Source organism: Teichococcus aestuarii (genome assembly GCF_003116135.1).
Taxonomy (GTDB): Bacteria; Pseudomonadota; Alphaproteobacteria; order Acetobacterales; family Acetobacteraceae; genus Pseudoroseomonas; species Pseudoroseomonas aestuarii.
On record NZ_PDOA01000003.1, the window covers coordinates 161,729 to 181,830 of the forward strand.

The 20,102-nt window shown below is 71.6% G+C and carries 19 protein-coding genes and 1 tRNA gene; 7 read left to right on the forward strand and 13 right to left on the reverse strand.

Annotated features, from left to right (window positions below):
• Positions 1–32 precede the first annotated feature (32 nt).
• A complete protein-coding gene (locus tag CR165_RS06175; protein WP_109516101.1) occupies positions 33–878 on the forward strand; it encodes an ABC transporter permease in 846 nt (281 codons plus the stop codon).
• A gap of 4 nt (positions 879–882) precedes the next feature.
• Complete coding sequence (locus CR165_RS06180) at positions 883–1,689, forward strand: ABC transporter permease (protein WP_109516102.1); 807 nt, start codon at positions 883–885, stop codon at positions 1,687–1,689.
• A 4-nt stretch (positions 1,690–1,693) separates the two neighbouring features.
• On the opposite strand, the gene CR165_RS06185 is transcribed toward CR165_RS06180, so the two are convergent.
• Positions 1,694–2,023 carry a DUF1330 domain-containing protein gene (locus tag CR165_RS06185; RefSeq protein WP_109516103.1) on the reverse strand — a complete coding sequence of 110 codons (330 nt, stop codon included), beginning with the start codon at positions 2,021–2,023 and terminating at the stop codon, positions 1,694–1,696.
• Between the two features lie 11 nt (positions 2,024–2,034).
• Positions 2,035–2,430, reverse strand: a complete 396-nt coding sequence (locus CR165_RS06190) for a hypothetical protein (RefSeq protein WP_219929699.1) — start codon at positions 2,428–2,430, stop codon at positions 2,035–2,037.
• Positions 2,431–2,567: 137 nt separating this feature from the next.
• Between CR165_RS06190 and CR165_RS06195 the strand changes: the two genes are divergently transcribed.
• Complete coding sequence (locus CR165_RS06195; protein ID WP_219929700.1) at positions 2,568–3,374, forward strand: helix-turn-helix domain-containing protein; 807 nt, start codon at positions 2,568–2,570, stop codon at positions 3,372–3,374.
• A 6-nt stretch (positions 3,375–3,380) separates the two neighbouring features.
• Here CR165_RS06195 and CR165_RS06200 read toward each other — a convergent pair whose 3' ends face one another.
• The 6 genes from CR165_RS06200 to CR165_RS06225 form a co-directional block, all read right to left on the reverse strand.
• Entirely contained in the window at positions 3,381–3,764 is a 384-nt protein-coding gene (locus tag CR165_RS06200; protein WP_146201837.1) for a hypothetical protein, read from the reverse strand.
• Positions 3,765–4,027: 263 nt separating this feature from the next.
• Positions 4,028–4,549: a GNAT family N-acetyltransferase gene (locus CR165_RS06205; protein ID WP_245906173.1), complete on the reverse strand. Its 522-nt coding sequence runs from the start codon at positions 4,547–4,549 to the stop codon at positions 4,028–4,030.
• A gap of 40 nt (positions 4,550–4,589) precedes the next feature.
• Positions 4,590–6,266, reverse strand: a complete 1,677-nt coding sequence (ettA, locus tag CR165_RS06210) for an energy-dependent translational throttle protein EttA (protein WP_109516107.1) — start codon at positions 6,264–6,266, stop codon at positions 4,590–4,592.
• An 86-nt stretch (positions 6,267–6,352) separates the two neighbouring features.
• Positions 6,353–7,933, reverse strand: coding sequence for a GGDEF domain-containing protein (locus CR165_RS06215; RefSeq protein WP_181378021.1), 1,581 nt, complete (start codon positions 7,931–7,933; stop codon positions 6,353–6,355).
• A 128-nt stretch (positions 7,934–8,061) separates the two neighbouring features.
• Positions 8,062–8,134 (reverse strand) — tRNA-Ile (locus tag CR165_RS06220).
• A gap of 52 nt (positions 8,135–8,186) precedes the next feature.
• A complete protein-coding gene (locus tag CR165_RS06225; RefSeq protein ID WP_109516109.1) occupies positions 8,187–9,458 on the reverse strand; it encodes an E22 family MetX-like putative esterase in 1,272 nt (423 codons plus the stop codon).
• 172 nt (positions 9,459–9,630) lie between these two features.
• Here CR165_RS06225 and ppa point away from each other — a divergent pair, with 172 nt between their 5' ends.
• Entirely contained in the window at positions 9,631–10,152 is a 522-nt protein-coding gene (ppa, locus tag CR165_RS06230; protein ID WP_109516110.1) for an inorganic diphosphatase, read from the forward strand.
• Positions 10,153–10,230: 78 nt separating this feature from the next.
• Here the strand turns inward: ppa and CR165_RS06235 are convergent, their stop codons facing one another.
• The 5 genes from CR165_RS06235 to CR165_RS06255 all read right to left on the reverse strand — a co-directional run bounded on the left by CR165_RS06235 (position 10,231) and on the right by CR165_RS06255 (position 17,095).
• Entirely contained in the window at positions 10,231–11,946 is a 1,716-nt protein-coding gene (locus tag CR165_RS06235) for a methyl-accepting chemotaxis protein (RefSeq protein WP_109516111.1), read from the reverse strand.
• An 83-nt stretch (positions 11,947–12,029) separates the two neighbouring features.
• Entirely contained in the window at positions 12,030–12,617 is a 588-nt protein-coding gene (locus tag CR165_RS06240; RefSeq protein WP_109516112.1) for a GNAT family N-acetyltransferase, read from the reverse strand.
• Positions 12,618–12,619: 2 nt separating this feature from the next.
• On the reverse strand, positions 12,620–14,539 hold the full coding sequence (gene rpoD / locus CR165_RS06245; RefSeq protein WP_109516113.1) for an RNA polymerase sigma factor RpoD: 1,920 nt from the start codon (positions 14,537–14,539) through the stop codon (positions 12,620–12,622).
• A gap of 202 nt (positions 14,540–14,741) precedes the next feature.
• On the reverse strand, positions 14,742–16,586 hold the full coding sequence (gene dnaG, locus CR165_RS06250; protein ID WP_109516114.1) for a DNA primase: 1,845 nt from the start codon (positions 16,584–16,586) through the stop codon (positions 14,742–14,744).
• A 50-nt stretch (positions 16,587–16,636) separates the two neighbouring features.
• Positions 16,637–17,095, reverse strand: coding sequence for a GatB/YqeY domain-containing protein (locus tag CR165_RS06255; RefSeq protein ID WP_109516115.1), 459 nt, complete (start codon positions 17,093–17,095; stop codon positions 16,637–16,639).
• 139 nt (positions 17,096–17,234) lie between these two features.
• Between CR165_RS06255 and carA the strand changes: the two genes are divergently transcribed.
• Genes carA through CR165_RS06270 form a run of 3 tightly spaced genes read left to right on the forward strand, consistent with a single transcriptional unit; the run spans position 17,235 to position 20,095 of the window.
• Positions 17,235–18,632 carry a glutamine-hydrolyzing carbamoyl-phosphate synthase small subunit gene (carA, locus tag CR165_RS06260; RefSeq protein ID WP_109516116.1) on the forward strand — a complete coding sequence of 466 codons (1,398 nt, stop codon included), beginning with the start codon at positions 17,235–17,237 and terminating at the stop codon, positions 18,630–18,632.
• Between the two features lie 29 nt (positions 18,633–18,661).
• Positions 18,662–19,420 carry an SDR family NAD(P)-dependent oxidoreductase gene (locus CR165_RS06265; protein WP_109516117.1) on the forward strand — a complete coding sequence of 253 codons (759 nt, stop codon included), beginning with the start codon at positions 18,662–18,664 and terminating at the stop codon, positions 19,418–19,420.
• Between the two features lie 42 nt (positions 19,421–19,462).
• Complete coding sequence (locus tag CR165_RS06270) at positions 19,463–20,095, forward strand: LysE family translocator (protein ID WP_109516118.1); 633 nt, start codon at positions 19,463–19,465, stop codon at positions 20,093–20,095.
• The last annotated feature ends 7 nt before the right edge of the window (positions 20,096–20,102 follow it).

Consider the following 20,102-nt stretch of genomic DNA (forward strand, 5'->3'; position numbering starts at 1 on the left):
CCCCCTGGAAGGCCCGGAGTTGGAGCGCGCGCATGTCCCGATGGTTCCCCTGGCTGCAGGCCGCGCCGCTGGCGCTGGTGCTGGCCACCTTCCTGCTGCTGCCGATCGCGCTGATCGTCGTCGTCAGCTTCTACGATTATGACAGCTTCAGCCTGATTCCGGATTTCGTGCTGACCAATTACCAGGAGGTCTTCGCCTCCCCGGTGACGTGGCAGACCTATCTCAAGACGCTGTGGTTCGCCGGCCTCACCTGGCTGGTGACCTTCGCGCTCGGCTTCTGGCTGGCCTACTATTTGGCCTTCGTGGTGCAGGACGCGACCTGGCGCACGGTGCTCTTCATCCTCTGCACCGTGCCCTTCTGGACCAGCAACCTGATCCGCATGATCGCCTGGGTACCCTTCCTCGGCCGCAACGGCATCATGAACAACACGCTGATGGGCGCGGGCCTGATCGAGCAGCCGCTGGAATTCCTGCTTTTCTCGGATTTCTCGGTGATCCTGGCCTTCGTCCACCTCTACACGCTGTTCATGGTGGTGCCGATCTTCAACACCATGATGCGCATCGACCGCCGGCTGCTGGAGGCGGCGCGCGATGCCGGCGCCGGCTTCTGGCAGACGCTGTGGTGCGTCATCCTACCGCTGTGCAAGCCGGGCATCGGCATCGGCAGCATCTTCGTCGTTGTGCTGGTGATGGGCGACTTCGCCACGGTGCGGCTGATGAGCGGCGGGCAGAGCGCCTCGGTGGGGCTGATGATCAGCAACCAGATCGGGCTGATGCAGTATCCGGCGGCGGCCGCCAACGCGGTGGTGCTGCTGGCCATGGTGCTGCTGCTGGTGGCGGCGATGTTGCGCGCCATCGACATCCGCAAGGAGCTCTGAGCCCATGCCCGGACGCACGGCGCGCATCCTGCTCGGCACGCTGTTCGTGCTGTTCCTGCTGTTCCTCTACGGGCCGACGCTCACCATCACCATCCTCTCCTTCCAGGGACCGGATGGCGGGCTGACCTTCCCGATGAACGGCGTCTCGCTGCACTGGTTCGGCCGGCTGTTCCAGCCGCAGGCGGTGGGCGACCTCGGCGCCTCGATGACGCGCACGCTGCTGCTGGCGGCGATGGTGACGGCGAGCACGGTGGTCATCTCGCTCGCCGCCGGCATGGCCTTCCGCCGCCGCTTCCCCGGTAGCGGCGCGCTGTTCTATCTCACCCTCGCCAGCCTGATCGTGCCGTCCATCCTGGTCAGCCTCGGCGTCGGGCTGCTGTTCAACCGGATGGAGTGGGAGCCTGCCTGGTACTCCTCCGCCTTCGGCGCGCAGCTCACCTGGACGCTGCCCTTCGGCCTGCTGATCATGTTCGCCGTGTTCAACCGCTTCGACCGCAGCTGGGAGGAGGCGGCGCGCGACATGGGCGCCACCCCCTGGCAGAGCTTCTGGCACGTGGTGCTGCCGATCATCGCGCCGAGCGTGGTAGGCATCGCGCTGTTCGGCTTCACCCTCTCCTTCGACGAGTTCGCCCGCACCCTGCTCACCGCCGGCAGCGGCAACACCCTGCCGCTAGAAATCCTCGGCATGACGACGACGGTGACGACGCCGGTGCTCTACGCCCTCGGCACCGTCTCCACCGCCCTCTCCTTCCTGGTGATCGGCGGCGCCATGCTGGGGGTGAAGCTGCTGGCGCGGCGGCGCGGGGCCTGAGGCCTCAGCCACCGCGCCGCAGGATGTCCGTGGCGCGGTGGCCCTCCGCCACGCCGTCGATCAGGAACACCGCACCCCGGGCATGGCGCAGCCGGTGCGGCAGCAGGGCCTGGTAGGCCGCCGATCCGTACCAGGCCCGGGCCGCCGCCCGGTCGGGAAAGGCGATGACGATCAGGTCGCGGTCGCAGGCGCCTTCCAGCATCTCCGGCACCCCGCCATGGATGCGGTAGCGCCCGCCGAAAGGCGCCAGCGTGGCATCGATCCCCTCCAGATAGGCCAGGATGCCCGGCCCCATCTCCACATCGTGCAGCAGGCCGATGGCGTAGCAGGTCATGGCGCGCCGCCTCAGGCCAGGGCCGGCCGGGCACGGGCGGCGGCGCCCTCCAGCCAGGCCAGGGCGGCGACGAAGCCAGCCTGGCCGAGCAGGAAGGACCATCCCAGTGCGTTCGGCGCCACCAGCCGGAGCAGCGGCAGCATCAGGCTGGCCACAACCCACAGCGCATTGCCGCCCAGCACCACCGCCAGCCCCCAGCGCGGCACGGCGCCGCCGCGTGCCAGCAGCGCCATGAAGGCCGCCACCGGCAGCAGGGCCAGCCCCGCCCCGGAGAGCAGCGCCGGCGGCAGGCCGGTCCAGCCGCCCAGGGCCTGCGGCGCCGCCAGCAGGGCGGCCCCCATCAGCGCGCAGCTCGCCGCATCGGCTGCCAGCAGGCGCCGCAGGGAAAGGTGTTCGGTCCACGCCATCATGATCGGTTCCTCGCATCGCTTCGGCGCCGCGGGCTGCGGTGCCGCCGGGGCCGATCCTCTCCCCACCGCCGGCGGCGGGTCGATGACCTCGGAGGTCATTGTCCGGCGGCGGATGCGGTGGCTAGGCTCGGCGCATGATGGGTATCGAACCACTCCCGGCCGGCACGCTGCTGCGCCAGTGGCGGCAACGGCGGCGGATGAGCCAGATGGCGCTGGCGCTGGAGGCCGAGATCTCCCAGCGGCACCTGAGCTGCCTGGAATCCGGCCGCGCCATGCCAAGCCGCGCCATGGTGCTGCGGCTGGCGGAGCCGCTCGGCCTGCCGCTGCGCGAGCGCAACGCCCTGCTGGCGGCGGCGGGCTTCGCGCCGGTCTACCGGGAGCGGCCCTGGCAGGCGCCCGACCTGGCCTCGGCGCGGCAGGCGATGGAGCGCATCCTGCACGGCCACATGCCCCACCCCGCCCTGGCGGTGGACCGGCACTGGACGCTGCTGGCGGCCAATGCCGCCATCGGCGTGCTGATCGGGGCGGTGGCGCCGCCGCTGCTGCGGCCGCCGGTGAACGTGCTGCGCCTCAGCCTGCACCCGGAGGGGCTGGCGGACCGCATCCTGAACTACGCCGAATGGCGCGCCCATCTGCTGGCGCGGCTGGGGCATGAGGCACGAAGCTCGGCCGACCCCGTGCTGATGCGGCTGCTGGAGGAGCTGAAGGCGTATCCGCCGCCACCCCAGGCGCGCGGGGCGCGGCCCGTGCCGGTGGAGGAGGCGGGCATCGCCGTGCCGCTGCGGCTGGCGAGCGCGGCGGGGCCGCTCAGCTTCCTCAGCACCACCACCGTGTTTGGCACGGCGGTGGATGTGACGCTGGCGGAGGTGACGATCGAGGCCTTCTTCCCGGCCGAGGAGGCCACCGCCTCGGCCATGGCGCGCCTCGCCGCCACGGGCTGAGGCGGCTCAGAACACCAGGCGCAGCCGGGCCAGCCCCAGCATGGCGCGCGCCTCATCGGGCGCCGGGTTGGCGGCGGCGGCGAACTGCCCATCCAGTGAAAGCCGTGCCTGGCCAAGCCGCCCCAGCCCCACCCCGCCCCCCAGCACATAGAGCGGGCGGGATTCGAAGACCGGCCTGGCGAGGGCGGCCAGCGGCAGGCTGGTGGCGAGCGCCACCTTGCCAGCCTTGGGCCCGCCCAGCGTGGCGACCAGGAAGGAGTCCTTCTGCGCGTAAGGCACCCCGCCCCCGCCGATGGCGGCGCGCAGGGTGAAATCCTGCGCCTGCGCGGCCGGCGCGACAAGGTTGGCGCCCAGGAGGAGGCCCAACAGGGCGAGACGGCGAAGAGACATCATCCGGCAGAACCTTCAAGCCCGCGCTTCCTTCCCTGTCCGGCTGGATAGAGCAGGTTCGCCACATTTTAAACACAATCATGGCAGCCTTGCCTTGTTTGAGGGGCGAAGGCCGCAGGGGCTTCTTCCGGTTCATTAGTTAACAGGGGATTACTGTCAGGACGCAGGGCAGGCCGCCGCCTCAAATGTGGCAGAACTGCCACAATAGGGCGGAGCACATGAAAAAGGCCGGGTCGGGGCATCGCCCCCACCCGGCCTGTCGATCAGCCTTCGCCCTGCTGCGCGGGCGGTGCCGGCGGCCGCAGGCTCTCATAGACCAGCATGCGGTGCCCATCGCGCGGAAACTCGCCCGCACAGCGCAGGCCAAGATCCTCCAGCACACCGCGCGAGGCGCGGTTGTCCTCCCGCGCCACGGCGATGATGCGGGGCAGGCCGGCCTGCCGGTGGCCGAATTCGACCGCCGCGCGGGCGGCCTCCCGCGCATAGCCCTTGCCGCGGGTGTGCGGCCAGAGCGCGAAGCGCAGCGCCACCCCTCGCCCATCCGGCCGCTCCGACAGCGCCACGATGCCGAGAAAGGCCTCGCTCTCCGCCAGATGCACGGCCCAGGTGCCGTAGCCGCGCACGGCCCAGAAGGCCATGTCGTCCTCCAGGTCCTGCCGCGCCTGGGCCGGGCTGCGGGTGCCGTGGAGCATCAGGCCGAAGGCGGCCTCGTCGCCCTTCAGGGCGACGAGGTCGGCCAGATGCCCAGGCCCGACGGGGCGCAGCACCAGACGGGGCGTGCGCACCGCATGCGGGGATTCCACCCGCGCCAGGCCATCCACCGGCTTACCGGGTGAGCGGCCGGTACTTGATACGGTGCGGCTGATCGGCCGCCGCGCCAAGGCGTCGACGTCGATCCGCCTCGTAGGCCTGATAGTTGCCCTCGAACCATTCGACGTGGCTGTCGCCCTCGAAGGACATGATGTGCGTCGCCAGCCGGTCGAGGAACCAGCGATCGTGGCTGATGATCACGGCGCAGCCGGCGAAATCCACCAGCGCCTCTTCCAGCGCGCGGAGGGTGTCCACGTCGAGGTCGTTGGTCGGCTCGTCGAGCAGGATGACGTTGTGCGGCTTGCGCAGCATCTTGGCCAGGTGCACGCGGTTGCGCTCGCCGCCCGAGAGGACGCCCACGGGCTTCTGCTGGTCGCCGCCCTTGAAGTTGAAGGCGGCGGCATAGGCGCGGCTCGGCACGGCGCGCTTGCCCATCATGATCAGGTCCTCGCCGTCCGAGATCTCCTGCCAGACGGTGCGCTTGTCATCCAGCGTGTCACGGCTCTGGTCGACATAGCCGAGGGAGACGGTCTCGCCGATCTTGAGCGAGCCGCCATCCGGCTTCTCCTTGCCGGTGATCATCTTGAACAGCGTGGACTTGCCGGCGCCGTTCGGCCCGATGACGCCGACGATGCCGCCCGGCGGCAGCTTGAAGGAGAGGCCGTCGATCAGCAGGTTGTTGCCGAAGCCCTTGCGCAGGTCCTCCGCCTCGATGACGAGGTTGCCGAGGCGCGGCGCCGGCGGGATCTGGATCTCGGTGGGGTCCGGCGCGCGGTCCAGGCTCTTGGCCAGCAGCTCCTCATAGGCCTGGATGCGCGCCTTGCTCTTGGCCTGGCGGGCGGCGGGGCTGCGGCCGATCCACTCCTGCTCCTCGGCCAGCTGCCGCTGGCGGGTGCTCTCCTCCTTCTCCTCCTGCTGCAGGCGCTTGCGCTTGGCGGTCAGGTAGGCGGAGTAGTTGCCCTCGTAGGGGATGCCGCGGCCGCGGTCGACCTCGAGGATCCAGTTGGTGACGTTGTCGAGGAAGTAGCGGTCGTGGGTGACGATCAGCACGGCGCCCTGGTAGTCGCGCAGCGTCTTCTCCAGCCAGGACACGCTCTCGGCGTCGAGGTGGTTGGTCGGCTCGTCGAGCAGCAGCAGGTCGGGCTTCTCGAGCAGCAGCTTGCACAGCGCCACGCGCCGGCGCTCGCCGCCCGAGAGGCTGGTCACGCCGCTCTCGGCCGGCGGGCAGCGCAGCGCGTCGAGCGCGATGTCGATGGTGCGGTCCAGATCCCATCCATTGGCGGCGTCGATCCGCTCCTGCAGCTCGGCCTGCTCGGCGAGGAGGGTGTTCATCTCATCCTCGCTCATCTCCTCGGCGAACTTCATCGAGATCTCGTTGAAGCGCTCAAGGTCGGCCGCCAGCGTGCCGAAGGCGTCGCGGACGTTCTCGCCCACGGTCTTGCTGGCATCGAGCTGCGGCTCCTGCGAGAGGTAGCCGATCTTGACGCCGTCGGCCGCCCAGGCCTCGCCGCCGAACTCCTTGTCCATGCCCGCCATGATCCGCATCAGCGTCGACTTGCCGGCGCCGTTCGGACCCAGCACGCCGATCTTGGCGGTGGGCAGGAAGGAGAGGGTGATGCCTTTGAAGATCTCACGCCCGCCCGGGTAGGACTTGGTGAGATCCTTCATGACGAAAACGTACTGAGCGGCCATGGTCACACTATTCCGGGCAGAGGTTCAGCCCCGGTTCTAGCCAGACCGGGCCTGCGCGCCAAGCGTGAGGGTTCGGCCCCTGCCCTTCAAACCGCCTCCTGTGCCTGGTCGCGGCCGCCGCGCTTGGCCGCGTAGAGGGCGGCATCGGCCCGCCGCAGCAGGTCCTCCAGGTTCTGGTCCTGCGGCCCGGCCGAGGCGATGCCGAGGCTGGCCGAGAGGCGCGCCCGCCCCACCGCCGGCGGCAGCGGCACGGTGGAAAGCACCGCGCGCAGCCGCTCCGCCACGCGCGCTCCCTCCGCCAGATCGGTGCCCGGCAGTGCCACGGCGAACTCCTCGCCGCCGATCCGCCCCGGCAGGTCCTGCGCGCGGAGCTGGGCCACCAGGCGCTCGGCGGCGGCGCGCAGCACGGCATCGCCCGCGGCGTGGCCGGCGCTGTCATTGATCGCCTTGAAATAGTCGAGGTCGAGGGCGAGCAGGCAGAAGGGCTGCCCCACCGCGCGGTCCCGCCGCAGCATCGCCTCGGCCCGGTGGAAGAAGCTGCGGCGGTTGGCCAGGCCGGTGAGCGAATCGGTCTCCGCCTCTCGTCGCAATTCCTCCGTGCGGGCGGCGACGCGCCATTCCAGCGTGCGGTTGGCTTCCGCCAGCGCCGCCTCCGCCTCCCGCCGCTCGCTGACCAGGGCGATCAGCGTCAGGATGTTCATGGCGCACAATACGATCAGCAGGCCGACCGACTGCATCGGGTTGGCCACGGCTCCCGACTGGAAGGGGCCGTAGCCCATCACCGTGCCGGCCGAGGCGATGACGCAGATCAGGGTCAGCAGCGTGTAGGCGGCGCGCAGCGAGATGCGCAGGGCGATCCAGGACAGCGGCACCGCCAGCAGGAAGACCATCTGCGCCGTGGGCAGCCCCTCCGGCAGGCGGAAGGAGAAGACCAGCGCCGCCAGGCCCGCCGTGGCCAGCCACACGGCGCCATCCAGCACCAGCCAGCTTCGGCCGCGCTGGGGGGGCGTGCGCTCCAGCCCCAGCCACATGGCCAGGGAGGGGGTGAAGTAGAAGGTGCCGCCGGCATCGCAGAGCAGCCAGCCGCTCCACAGCCCGGGCAGTTCCTCAGGCCGCGCCCCGCCCAGCCACCACAGCGCCAGCGTGCCGGTGCTGGCGGTGATGAGGGCGTGCAGCAGCACGAGGCCGGCGAGGAAGGCCACCACCCCCCCGAAGCGGGTGAACAGGCCGGGCGCCGGGCGGAAGCGGCGCGACAGCGCCGCGCCGGCCAGCGGCCCCAGCGCATTGCCGAGCGACACCACCGCCGCCAGCCCCCAGTCGCTGCCGAGGACCGACCCGTTCACCACCAGGGAGCCAAGGAAGATACCGGGCGCGAGTCGCCATCCCCCCAGCATGGCCGCCGCCGCGGCCAGGCCGGCGGGCAGCCAGATGGGCGAGGGAAACAGCCCATAGGCCGCGAAGAAGCGGCCCACCGCCCAGCCCAGCACCAGATAGCCGAGCAGCACCGCGCCGTTGGCGCCCAGCCAGAAGAGCGGGCTCCTGCCCTGGCACCAGGCCGGCGACCAGGGATGCGGCCTTCGCCCCCGGGAGCCGGGGGCCAGGGAGGCGGGAGCCCAGCCGGCGGGAAGCACCGCAGCGGGGTTGAAGGGCGGGGCGGTCGCGGACACGCGTTCCTCCGGCGGGGGAATGGCGCACTGTCCATGGCGCCGGGCGCGATATCTCGCGCAATTTTGTTCCGCTCCGCAAGGGCAGCTTGGTGCGGCGCGCGCCGTTTCTCGCAATCACGCCGTCCCTCTGCGCCCGGCAGGACTTGAACCCGCAACCAAGCCGTTATGAGCGGCCCGCTCTGACCATTGAGCTACGGGCGCATGAGAGGATGGGGCGATTCGCCGCTGCCCCCTCTGCTAGACCGACTGGGCCTCAGCGGGCAAGGAACTCCCGGATCTGCGCCTCGGCCTGGGCGATGCCGACCACCCCTTCCAGATGACCCTGGGTGCCGGTCAGCACCGCCTGGCTGACGGGCCGGCCGGCGCGGCGCAGCGCCGCCACCAGCTCCTCGCTGTATTCGATGGGGAAGACGCGGTCTCCCCGGCTCGGCACCACCAGCCAGCGGCCGCCGGCCTTGGCCAGGGCGGCCTCCAGCCCCGCATACTCGTTCAGGAAGAGCTGGTTGGCGCGGACGAGGTAGAGGAAGGAGTTGGCGTCCGAGACCTTGGCGCGGGCGGCGGCGGCGGCATCCAGCGCGGCCTCGATGGCGAAGCGGTCCTGCACCCGGCGGGCGGGGTCCTGCCCCTCGGCCGGGCGGCGGCCGAACTGGCCGGCCCAGCCGCGGTCGCGCGAATGCAGCGTGACGAGCTTCAGCGCCTCGGCCAGGCCGCGCAGCGGCGCCTCGCGGCCCTGGCCGTAATAGTCGCCATTGCGCCAGGCCGGGTCCATGCGGATGGGCGCCGCCCAGAGATCCAGCCAGCCCAGCATCCAGGCATCCATCTCGCCGGTGCCGATCACCGGCATGACGCGCTCGACCATCTCCGGATAGGCCGCCGCCCATTCAATGGCCTGCAGCGAGCCCATGCTGGGCCCGGCGACCAGAGCGAGCTTCTTCACGCCCAGATGGTCCAGCAGCCGCTTCTGCACCTCGACGAAGTCGCGGATGGAGACGGCGGGGAAGCTCATCCCCCAGGGCCGGCCGGTCGAGGGGTTCACCGAGGCGGGGCCGGTGGTGATGGTATGCCGGTCCGGCGCGTTGAGGTTCACCAGGGTGTCCGATGCGACGACGAAGTAGCGCTCGGTGTCGATCGGCCGGCCGGGGCCGATGATGGAATCCCACCACCCCGCCGGGCCTTCCGCCTGGAGCCGGCCGAAGGCATGCCCGTTGCCGCTGAAGAAATGCGTCACCAGCACCGCGTTGTCGCCGGCGGCGTTCAGCGTGCCGGCGGTCTGGTAGCCGGTGCGGATGGCGGGAATGCTGGCGCCGCCGCGCGTGGTGTAGCCCTGGAAGCTGAATTCCCGCCGTTCCACCAGGGCCGGCGCGGCCGGTGCCTGCGCAATCGGTGCCTGCGCGGCCGGTGCCTGCGCGGTCGGTGCCTGCGCGGTCGGTGCCTGCGCCAGGGCGGCGCGGGCCAGGATGCCCGGCGCGGCGGCGGCCAACGGCACCGCCCAGGCGGCCGCCAACAGGGAACGACGGGTGGTCATGGCGCTGCTCTCTCCCTAGCCCCGGGCCGGCGGGCCTTCTTCCGCGGCGCATGGGGCCGCCCATGGTGCGCGAGCGGCCACGGCGCCCGCAAGCCCCGCCGCGCGGCCGAATTGCCGCCGCCGCCGCCCCCTGCTAACCAGCCTCCGCATTGCCACGAAACGGATGCCCCCCATGGATGTGACCAAGCTTTCCACCGGCAAGAACCCGCCGCACGACATCAACGTCGTCATCGAGATCCCCCAGGGCAGCTCGGTGAAGTACGAGGTGGACAAGGACAGCGGCGCGGTGGTGGTGGACCGCTTCCTGTTCACGCCGATGGCCTATCCGGCCGCCTACGGCTTCGTCCCCGGCACGCTGGCCGACGATGGCGACCCGTCGGACGCGCTGGTGCTGGTGCCGGCCCCCGTGGTGCCCGGCGCCGCGATCCGCGCCCGCCCCATCGGCGTGCTGTTCATGGAGGATGAGAGCGGCCAGGACGAGAAGCTCGTCTGCGTGCCGCACGACAAGATCTCCCTCGCCTACACCGACGTGAAGGAGCTGGAGGATCTGCCGAAGATCACCCGCGACCAGATCGAGCACTTCTTCACCCGCTACAAGGACCTGGAGCCGGGCAAGTGGGTGAAGGTGAAGGGCTGGGGCAACGCCGCCCAGGCCGCCGAGATCCTGCAGAAGCAGATCGCCGCCGCCCAGTAATCTCCCCTCCGGGGGTGTGAGACGCAGGGCCCGGGGGGAAGGCTTTCCTCCGGGCCTTTTGCGTGCCGGGGGCGGCCGTCAGGTCGGGGCGCCGCCATGCAGCCGCGCCACCAGCCCGTCGACCGCCTGCCGCAGGGCCTGCCCCTGCTGCCCCAGCGCGCTGCCCGCCTCGCGCACGCGGGCCAGGGCCGCGTCGTTCAGGCCCATGCCCTCGCCCAGCTGCGCCATGCGGCGGCCCATCGTCCTGGAGCCGGTGGTGGCCTCCGCCACATGGGCCGCGATCTGCCGGGTGGCCGCGCCCTGCTGGGCAATGGCGCCGGCGATGGCCGTGGCCACCGTGCCGGAATGCTCGATGGCGCCGCCCATGCCGCGGATCGCCGCCACCACCTGCTCCGTCACCCGCTGCATGGCGTTGATCTGCGTGGCGATCTCCTCTGTGGCACGGGCGGTCTGGCTGGCCAGGGCCTTCACCTCGTTGGCGACGACGGCGAAGCCCTTGCCAGCCTCCCCCGCCCGGGCCGATTCGATGGTGGCGTTCAGCGCCAGCAGGTTGGTCTGCCCGGCGATGTCGTTGATCAGCCGCACCACGTCGCCGATGCGGCGCGCCGTGTCGGTGAGGCTGCCCACCGTCTCGTCCGCCTGGCGGGCCTCGGCGGAGGCGCGGCGCGCGGCGCCGGCGCTCTCCTCGACCTGCCGAGTGATGGCCTCGACCGAACGCGCCAGCTCTTCCGCCGCGGCCGCCACGGCGCGGACATTCTCGCCCGTCGCCGCCGCGTCGGCCTGGGCGGCGGCGAGGCCGGCGGCCATGGCATCGCGCGTGGCGCCCATCGCCTGGGTTGCGGCGTCCAGCGTGCCGGCGGAGTGCTCGAGATGGCCGGAGACCTTGCCGAGGGATTGCTCCACCTCGGCGGCCAGGGCGCGCTGGGCATCGTGCCGCGCGCCTTCCGCCTGCTGCCGCGCCACCTCCCGCTCCTGCCGCAGCCGGTCGGCCTCCAGCATGGCCTCGCGGAACACGGCCACGGCGCCGGCCATGGCGCCGATCTCGTCGCCACGGCCAATCCCCGGCACGGGCGCCGCCGTGCCGCCCGCCGCCAGGCTGCGCATGCGCGCCTCCAGCGCCTTCAGAGGCCGGGTCACGCCGCGGCCGACCAGCAGGCCGGAGAGCGCCAGCAGCAGCCCGACGCCGCCCGCCACGCCGAGTTCCCGCAGCAGCGCCGCGTGCTGGGCGGCGCGCAGGTCATCGACATAGACGCCGGTGCCGATCACCCAGCCCCAGGGCGCGAAGCCCTGCACGTAGCTCAGCTTCTCCACCGGCTTCTCGGCGCCGGGGCGCGGCCAGAGATAGGGCACCAGCCCACCTCCCGCGCGCCGCACCGTCTCGACGAAGGCGAGGAAGAGGGGGAAGCCGCTGGGGTCGCGGCTGGCGGCGAGCGCCTGCCCCTCCAGCGCCGGCCGGATGGGGTGCATCACCATCCGCGGCTCCATGTCGGTGATGAAGACGTACTCGTCACCCCGGTAGCGCATGGCGCGGATGGCGCGCAGCGCCGCCGCCTGGGCCGTGGCGCGGTCCGCCCGCCCCGCCTGCTCCTCCGCCGCGTGGTGCGCCGCGATGGCGATGACCGTCTCCACCACGGCGCGCAGCATGTCGATGCGCCCCTCCTCCATGACCTGCCGCCGCTCGGACAGGCCATGCACCGTCAGCCCCGCCAGCGCCAGGAGCGCGAGCAGGGCCAGGGCTGCAAGGCGCAGGGCAATGGGCAGGCGGCCCTGGCGAGGGGATGAGGCTGTGGCCATGCGGAACCTCCGGAGGGCTCGGGCTTCACGCCCGGCGCCATTGTCGGAGGCGGAGGTAAAGGAAGGCTAAGCCGTGGGGCGCTTCAGGCCAGCAGGTGGGACGGGACCGCCAGGCCCAGCCGCACCGGCACCGGCCAGATCTCGCGCACCGTGCGCAGCCGGGTGAAGCCGGCGGCCAGGTAGTTGGGCAGGGCGCGGGGATGGTCGGCGGTGCAGGTGTTCACCGTCAGCAGGGCGCAGCCCTCGGCCCAGGCCATGTCGATGGCATGGCGCAGGAAGGCGCGCCCCGCCCCCGTGCCCACCGCATGCGGCAGCAGGCCAAAATAGGCGATGTTCACGGTGCCGGCCTGGGCCGTCGTGGCCGGGCGGCGCTCCAGCTCGAAGAAGCCGGCCGGCGCACCGCCCTGGTAGAGCACATGGATGGAGACGGCCGGGTCGCCCAGGATGGCGGCGATCTCGGCATCGCCGGCGGCGCGGCGCAGCCACCAGACGTAATCCTGCCCCACCGTGTTGTAGAGGTAGCGGTAGAAAGGCACGGAGCAGCGCGCCACGCGCTCCACCCGGCTGCCCTCCGGCAGGGCGGGCGCCGGCCCCTCGGGCGGCGCCGCCATGCGCAGGAAGGTGACGTCCACCGCCACGCGGAGCGCCGGCTCCACCAGGGAGAGCGCCATCCTCAATTGTCCAGGAAGGAGCGCAGCTTGCGGCTGCGGCTCGGGTGCTTGAGCTTGCGCAGCGCCTTGGCCTCGATCTGGCGGATGCGCTCGCGCGTCACGTTGAACTGCTGGCCGACCTCCTCCAGCGTGTGGTCGGTGTTCATGCCGATGCCGAAGCGCATGCGCAGCACCCGCTCCTCGCGCGGGGTAAGCGAGGAGAGCACGCGGGTGGTGGCCTCGCGCAGGTTGGTCTGGATGGCGGCGTCGAGCGGGATGATCGCCGCCTTGTCCTCAATGAAGTCGCCGAGGTGGCTGTCCTCCTCGTCGCCGATCGGCGTCTCGAGGCTGATCGGCTCCTTGGCGATCTTCAGCACCTTGCGCACCTTCTCGAGCGGCATGCCGAGCTTCTCGGCCAGCTCCTCGGGCTGCGGCTCGCGGCCGATCTCGTGCAGCATCTGGCGGCTGGTGCGCACCAGCTTGTTGATCGTCTCGATCATGTGCACGGGGATGCGGATGGTCCGCGCCTGGTCGGCGATCGAGCGGGTGATGGCCTGGCGGATCCACCAGGTGGCGTAGGTGCTGAACTTGTAGCCGCGGCGGTACTCGAACTTATCGACCGCCTTCATCAGGCCGATATTGCCCTCCTGGATCAGGTCCAGGAACTGCAGGCCGCGGTTGGTGTATTTCTTGGCGATGGAGATGACGAGGCGGAGATTGGCCTCGATCATCTCCTTCTTCGCCTGGGTCATGTCGCGCTCGCCGCGCGAGACGGTGGAATAGACCCGCTTGAACTCGCCCACCGGCAGGCCGGTGACGGCGGCGGTGTTGCCGATCTGGTTGCGGATCTGCTCCACCTCGTCGCGCGAGCGCTCGGCGAAGTTCTTCCACGCCTTGCCCGGCAGGGTGGCCACGCGGTCGAACCAGGCGGGGTCGATCTCGGCACCGCGCCACTGGGTGAGGAAGTCGTCGCGCTTCACCTTGCTGGCCTCGGCGAGGCGCAGGATCTGCCCCTCATAGCCGGTGATGCGGCGGTTCAGCCCCTTGAGCTGGTCGACCAGCTCCTCGATGCGGTTGTTGTGGAGCTGCACCTTCTCGACCAGCGTCACCAGCTCCTGGCGCAGCTTCTCATAGGTCGCCTCGGTGCGGGTGGCGAACTCCTCGCCCGCCGTGTAGGCCTCCATGCGCTTGTTCTGCAGCTTCTGCAGGCGGCCATACATCTCCTCGATCTGCTCGAAGGTGGCCAGCGCCTCGGGCTTCAGCTTCTCCTCGAGCGCCGAGAGGGAGAGGCCCATCCCCTCGCCCTCCTCGCCATCCTCGAACTCCTCCTCCGCGGCGGGGGGGACGTCGGGGCTGTCGGCGGCGGCGGTCGCCTCGAGGTCGATCACGTCGCGCAGCAGCATGCGGCCTTCCTTGACCGCGTCGTGCCAGGTGAGGATGGCCTGGAAGGTCAGCGGGCTCTCGCAGAGCCCGCCGATCATCATGTCCCGCCCCGCCTCGATGCGCTTGGCGATGGCGATCTCGCCCTCGCGCGAGAGCAGCTCGACGCTGCCCATCTCGCGCAGGTACATGCGGACGGGGTCGTCGGTGCGGCCGAGGCTCTCCTCGTCGACGTTGCCGCCGCTCTCCTCCTCCTCCTCCTCCTCGGCCCCCTCGGCCTTGGCGGCGGGCTTGGCGGCGCCCTCGGTGTCCTCGGTCTCCTCGGCCTCGACCACGTTGACGCCGAGCTCACTCAGCATCGCCATGGTGTCCTCGATCAGTTCCGAGGACACCTGGCTGTCGGGCAAGGCCTGGTTCAGCTCGTCATAGGTGACGTAGCCCCGTTCCTTGCCCCGCGCGACCAGCTTCTTGACCGCTGCCGACAGGGTGTCGAGCAGCGCGCCCTCCACCGCCTCGTCGCGGTTCTCGACCGTGTCGGTGCCGTTCGCGACCTTGCTCGCCATGCCGATCCGCTCCGTCTGACTCAGCCCGGCCCGCAGTGTAGGCCGGGAAGCCTCGCTTTGGTCCTAACGGCCCCGCCCCGGGTGAACGGAGAGAGAGGGGCCAACGCCGCGCCCGCATGAACGCCACGAAACGGGGCCATAACGCCCCGTGACAGGGCAACACAAGAGCGGGTCGCGGAATGGCGCCCGGCGGGCGCGCCGCTCACCCGCCCTCATTCTCCTCCTCCATCTCGCCGCGGCGCTGGGCGGCGAGCAATTCGTTGAGCCGGATCAGCCGCGTCTGCGCGGCCGCGCTGCCGGTGGCGGCAAGGTCCCGCACCGCCGCCTCGCGCTCCAGCAGCAGCGCCGCCTCGCCACGGAAGCGGCCGAAGAAGTACCACCATTGCTGCGTCACCAGCTGCGGCAGGGCCGCTTCCTTCGCCGCCGCGGGCAGCATGCGCGGCGACTGGCGCAGCCAGGCCAGGCCGTCAGGGTCCATTTTTTCGAGGTGGTCGGCGAGCGCCGCCGCTTCAAGGCGCTCCGTCCCGCCGTGCCAGCCCAGCATGGCCTGCTGCAACCGGCGCGCCATGCCCTCGGGCAGCTCCAGGCTGGCCAGCGCCTCCTCCACCTCGCCGAGCAGCCAGGGATGGGCCAGGGTGATGGCCAGCAGGCAGCGCGCCTGCTCCTGCCGCACCTGGGCGGGGTCGATGCCGGGGCGCGGCAGGTTCAGGGCGGGGGCCAGGGGCCGGGCACCGCGCCCGCCCGCCCCGCCGCGCGGCGACCAGGGCTGGCGCGGCGCCGGGGCGGGGCGGCGGTTGCCGGCGAAGAAGCTGTCGAGCAGGGCGCGGCGGTACTCGCCGGCCAGGAACTTGTCGGGGATCTTGCCGGCCGCGTCCTCGAGGTCGTGGCGCAGCGCGGCGCGCGCCTCGGGCGTGCCGCCGGGGTGCTTCTCGGCCAGCATGCCATACAGCACCGCCGAGAGCGGGCGGGCCGCCTCCAGCAGGGTGCGGAAGGCGCCAGAGCCGCCCTTGGCCACCAGCGTGTCCGGGTCCTCGCCCGCCGGCAGGGTGACGAAGCCCAGGCTGCGCTCGGGCGAGAGCAGCGGCAGCGCCAGCTCGGCGGCGCGGGCGGCGGCGCGCAGGCCCGCCTTGTCGCCGTCGAAGCAGAGCAGCGGCTGCGGCGCCATGCGCCACAGCTCGGCCAGCTGCTCCTCCGTCAGCGCCGTGCCGAGCGGGGCCACGGCGCCGCCGAACCCCGCCTGGTGCAGGGCGATGACGTCCATGTAGCCCTCCACCACCACCACGGGCGCGCCCTTGAAGGCGGCCTCGCGCGCCAGGTCGGCGCCGTAGAGGTTGCGGCGCTTGGAGAACAGCTCGGTCTCCGGGCCGTTGACGTATTTGGGCTGCGCATCCCCCAGCACCCGGCCGCCGAAGGAGACGATGCGGCCGCGCCGGTCGCGGATCGGGAACATCACCCGGTTGAAATAGAGGTCGGCCGGGGGCGCGTCCCCCTCCCCCGCCCGCATCAACCCGGCCTCGACGAGCTGCGGCGGCTCGATGCCGAGCGGCTTCAGGTCGGCCGCCAGCGTGCCGCGCCCGCCGCCGGACCAGCCGAGGCCGAACTTGCGGATGGTCTCCTCCGAGAGGCCGCGGCGCAGCAGGTAGTCCAGCCCCGCCCGGCCCTCCGGCAGCCGCAGCCGGCGCTGGAAGGCCTCGGCGGCGGCCTGCATCACGCCGTGCAGGTCGCGCCGCTTCTCCTCACGCCGGGCCTGCTGCGGGGTGGCCTTGGGCACCTCCAGCCCCGCCTCGGCGGCCAGCCGCTCCACCGCCTCGGGGAAGCTCGCCCCCTGGCTCTGCATGACATAGGCGATGGCATCGCCATGCGCGCCGCAGCCGAAGCAGTGGTAGTGGTCGTCATAGACGTAGAAGGAGGGCGACTTCTCGCCGTGGAAGGGGCAGCAGCCGCGCCATTGCCGCCCGGCGCGCGTCAGCTTCACGCTGCGGCCGATCAGCGGCGCCAGCGGCGTGCGCAGGCGCAGCTCCTCCAGGAAGTTGGGCGGCAGGGACATGCCGCCCTACCTAAGCCATGCCGCGGCGCCGCGCCACGGCGGGCGCGGCCTCAGCCGTTCAGCGCCGCCTTCACCATTGGGCCGGCCTTGGCCATGTCCAGCGTCGCGGCGTGCTTCGCCTTCAGCACCGCCATCACCTTGCCCATGTCCTTCACCGAGCTGGCGCCGCTCTCGGCCACCGCCTCGGCCACGGCGGCCTGCATGGCGGCCTCGTCCATCTGCCGCGGCAGGAAGGATTCGATCACGGCGATCTCGGCGCCTTCCTTCTCCGCCAGCTCCGGCCGGTTGCCCTGGGTGTACATCTCGACGCTCTCGCGGCGGGACTTCACCATCGAGCGCAGCATGGCCACGATCTGCTCCTCCGGCACCTGATCGACGCCCGAGGGCCGGGCGGCAATGTCGGTGTCCTTCAGCTTGGCCATGATCATGCGGATGGTGGAGGTGCGGGCCGCGTCCTTGGCCAGCATGGCCACCTTCAATTCCTGGGTGAAGCGTTCGCGCAGGCTCATCGGTCACTCTCCTCTGGGATCGGGCGGGGTATAAAGCCGCTCGGCGCGGCCGGAGCCAGGGGGTAGCCAGGCTGGGAAATTTTTTCCCACTTGCCCGGATTTGGTTGCACTGGGAAATTCCTTCCCACATAAGCCTCCCATGCGGTCTGTGGATGACATCATCGCCCTGATGGGCGGCAGCGAAGCCGTGGCCGAGCGCTGCGGCGTCGGCACCGAGGCGGTGCGGAAGTGGCGCCAGGCGCGCGCCATTCCCGCCAGGCACTGGCCGGCGATCCTCGCCGCCACCGGCCTCTCCCTGGCGGAGCTGGCCGCCGCCCCCACCCCGCAGACCGAACCGAGCCCGGAGACGCGCATGCCCGCTGCCGCCACCCCGACCGACGATCAGCAGCCCCCCGCCGGCGCCACCGCCGCCCTGGTGCTGGCCGATGGCACGGTCTTCTGGGGCGTGGGCTTCGGCGCCCACACCGCCAGCGTCGGCGAGATCTGCTTCAACACCGGCATGACGGGCTATCAGGAAACCCTGACCGACCCCTCCTATGCCGGGCAGATCATCACCTTCACCTTCCCGCATATCGGCAATGTGGGCGCCAATGCGGAGGATGTGGAGAGCATCACCCCCGCCGCGCGCGGCCTGGTGGTGAAGCTCGATCTGACCGAGCCGGCCAATTACCGCGCCACCCGGCACCTGGATGACTGGCTGAAGAGCCATGGCATTCCCGGCATCGCCGGCATCGACACCCGCGCGCTGACCGCCCGCATCCGCGATGGCGGCCCGCCGAACGGCGTGCTGGCCCACCCGCAGGATGGCCGCTTCGACATCCCCGCGCTGCGCGCCCAGGCGGCCGGCTGGCCGGGGCTGGAGGGCATGGACCTCGCGAAGGAGGTCTCCTGCCGCCAGTCCTATGCCTGGACCGAGGGGCTGTGGTCCTGGGGCCAGGGCTACAACGTGGCGCCGGCGCGCAAGCACAAGGTGGTGGCCGTCGATTACGGCGCCAAGCGCAACATCCTGCGCTGCCTGGCCGATGCCGGCTGCGAGGTGACCGTGCTGCCCGCCACCGCCACCGCCGAGGACATCCTCTCCCACAAGCCGGATGGCGTGTTCCTCTCCAACGGCCCCGGCGACCCGGCGGCGACGGGCGCCTACGCGGTGCCCGCCATCCGCGGCGTGCTCGATGCCGGCACGCCGGTGTTCGGCATCTGCCTCGGCCACCAGCTGCTGGCGCTGGCGCTGGGCGGCCGCACCTTCAAGCTGGACCGCGGCCACCGCGGCGCCAACCAGCCGGTGAAGGACCTGGCCACCGGCCGCGTCGAGATCACCAGCCAGAACCATGGCTTCGCGGTGGACGACAAGTCGCTGCCGGAGACGGTGAAGATCACCCATGTCTCGCTGTTCGACGGCTCGAACGAGGGCATCGCCGCCACCGACCGCCCGGCCTTCTCGGTGCAGTACCACCCGGAGGCCAGCCCCGGCCCCTCCGACAGCCACTATCTCTTCCACCGCTTTGTGGAGATGATCGAGAAGCACAAGGCGGCCTGAGCCGCCGGCCAGAACAGGGGAGACAGGGCATGGCTGGAATGTTCGACCTGACGGGGCGCGTGGCGCTGGTCACCGGCGGCAATGGCGGCATCGGCTTCGGCATGGCGCGCGGCCTGGCCGCCTGCGGCGCGCGCATCGTCATCGCCGGCCGCAGCGCGGAGAAGAACGCCGCCGCCGCCGCCGAGCTGGGCGGCCAGACCCTTGCCCTCCAGGCCGAGCTGACGGACCCCGCCGTGCCGGCGAAGCTGGTGGAGGAGGTGCTGGCCCAGGCCGGCCGGCTCGACATCCTGGTGAACAACGCCGGCACCAACATCCGCAAGGCTCCGCACATGGTGACGGACGAGGAGTGGATGACGGTGCTGGACACCAACCTGACCGGCGTGATGCGCCTGACCCGTGCCGCCTACCCGGCGCTGAAGGCGAGCGGCCATGGCCGCGTCATCAACATCGGCTCCATGCTCTCCATCTTCGGCGTCTCCTTCTCCCCGGCCTATGGGGCGAGCAAGGGCGCGGTGGTGCAGTACACCAAGTCCCTCGCCGCTGCCTGGAGCGCCGATGGCATCACCGCCAACGCCATCCTGCCCGGCTGGATCGACACCGACCTGACCCGCAAGGCGCGGCAGGACGTGCCGACCCTGAACGACGCCGTCATCGCCCGCAGCCCCAGCAAGCGCTGGGGCGACCCGAAGGATTTCGGCGGCATCGCCGCCTTCCTCGCCAGCGACGAGGCCGCCTTCATCACCGGCACCGCCATCCCGGTCGATGGCGGCTTCTCGATCCAGGGCTGAGGCCATGGGCGCGGCGCCGGTTCCTGCCGCGGGGATGGGCTGATGCCCTCGCTCGCGGCGCTCCTGGCCTTCGCCGCGCTCTCCGTGGGGCTGGCGGTTACGCCGGGGCCGAACATGCTCTACCTCGCCTCCCGCACCCTGGCGCAGGGGCGGCAGGCGGGTCTGGTCTCGCTGGCCGGCTGCCAGGCGGGCATGGCGCTGATCATGCTGGCCGCCGCGGCCGGCGTCACCGCGGCCCTGCTGGCGGTGCCCTATGCCTATGACGTGCTGCGCCTGGGCGGCGCCGCCTATCTCGGCTGGATGGCCTGGCAGACGCTGCGCCCCGGCGGCGCCTCGGTGTTCGAACCGCGCGCCCTGCCGCCGGAGCCGCCGGCCCGGCTGTTCGCCGTGGGCGCCGCCACGGCGCTGCTGAACCCGAAGGTGGCGCTGTTCTACGTGGCGGTGCTGCCGCCCTTCATCGACCCCGCCCGCGGCAGCGTGCTGGCGCAGGGCGTCATCCTGGGCAGCGTGCAGGTGCTGATCGGCGCGCTGTTCGACATCCTCCTGGTGCTGGGCGCCGGGGGCATCTCCACCTTCCTGGCCAGGCGTCCCCTCTGGCTGGCCGCGCAGCGCTATGTGCTGGGCGGCGCGCTGGGGCTGATCGCCGTCAAACTCGCCACCGACTCCCGCCGATAAGGGCCCT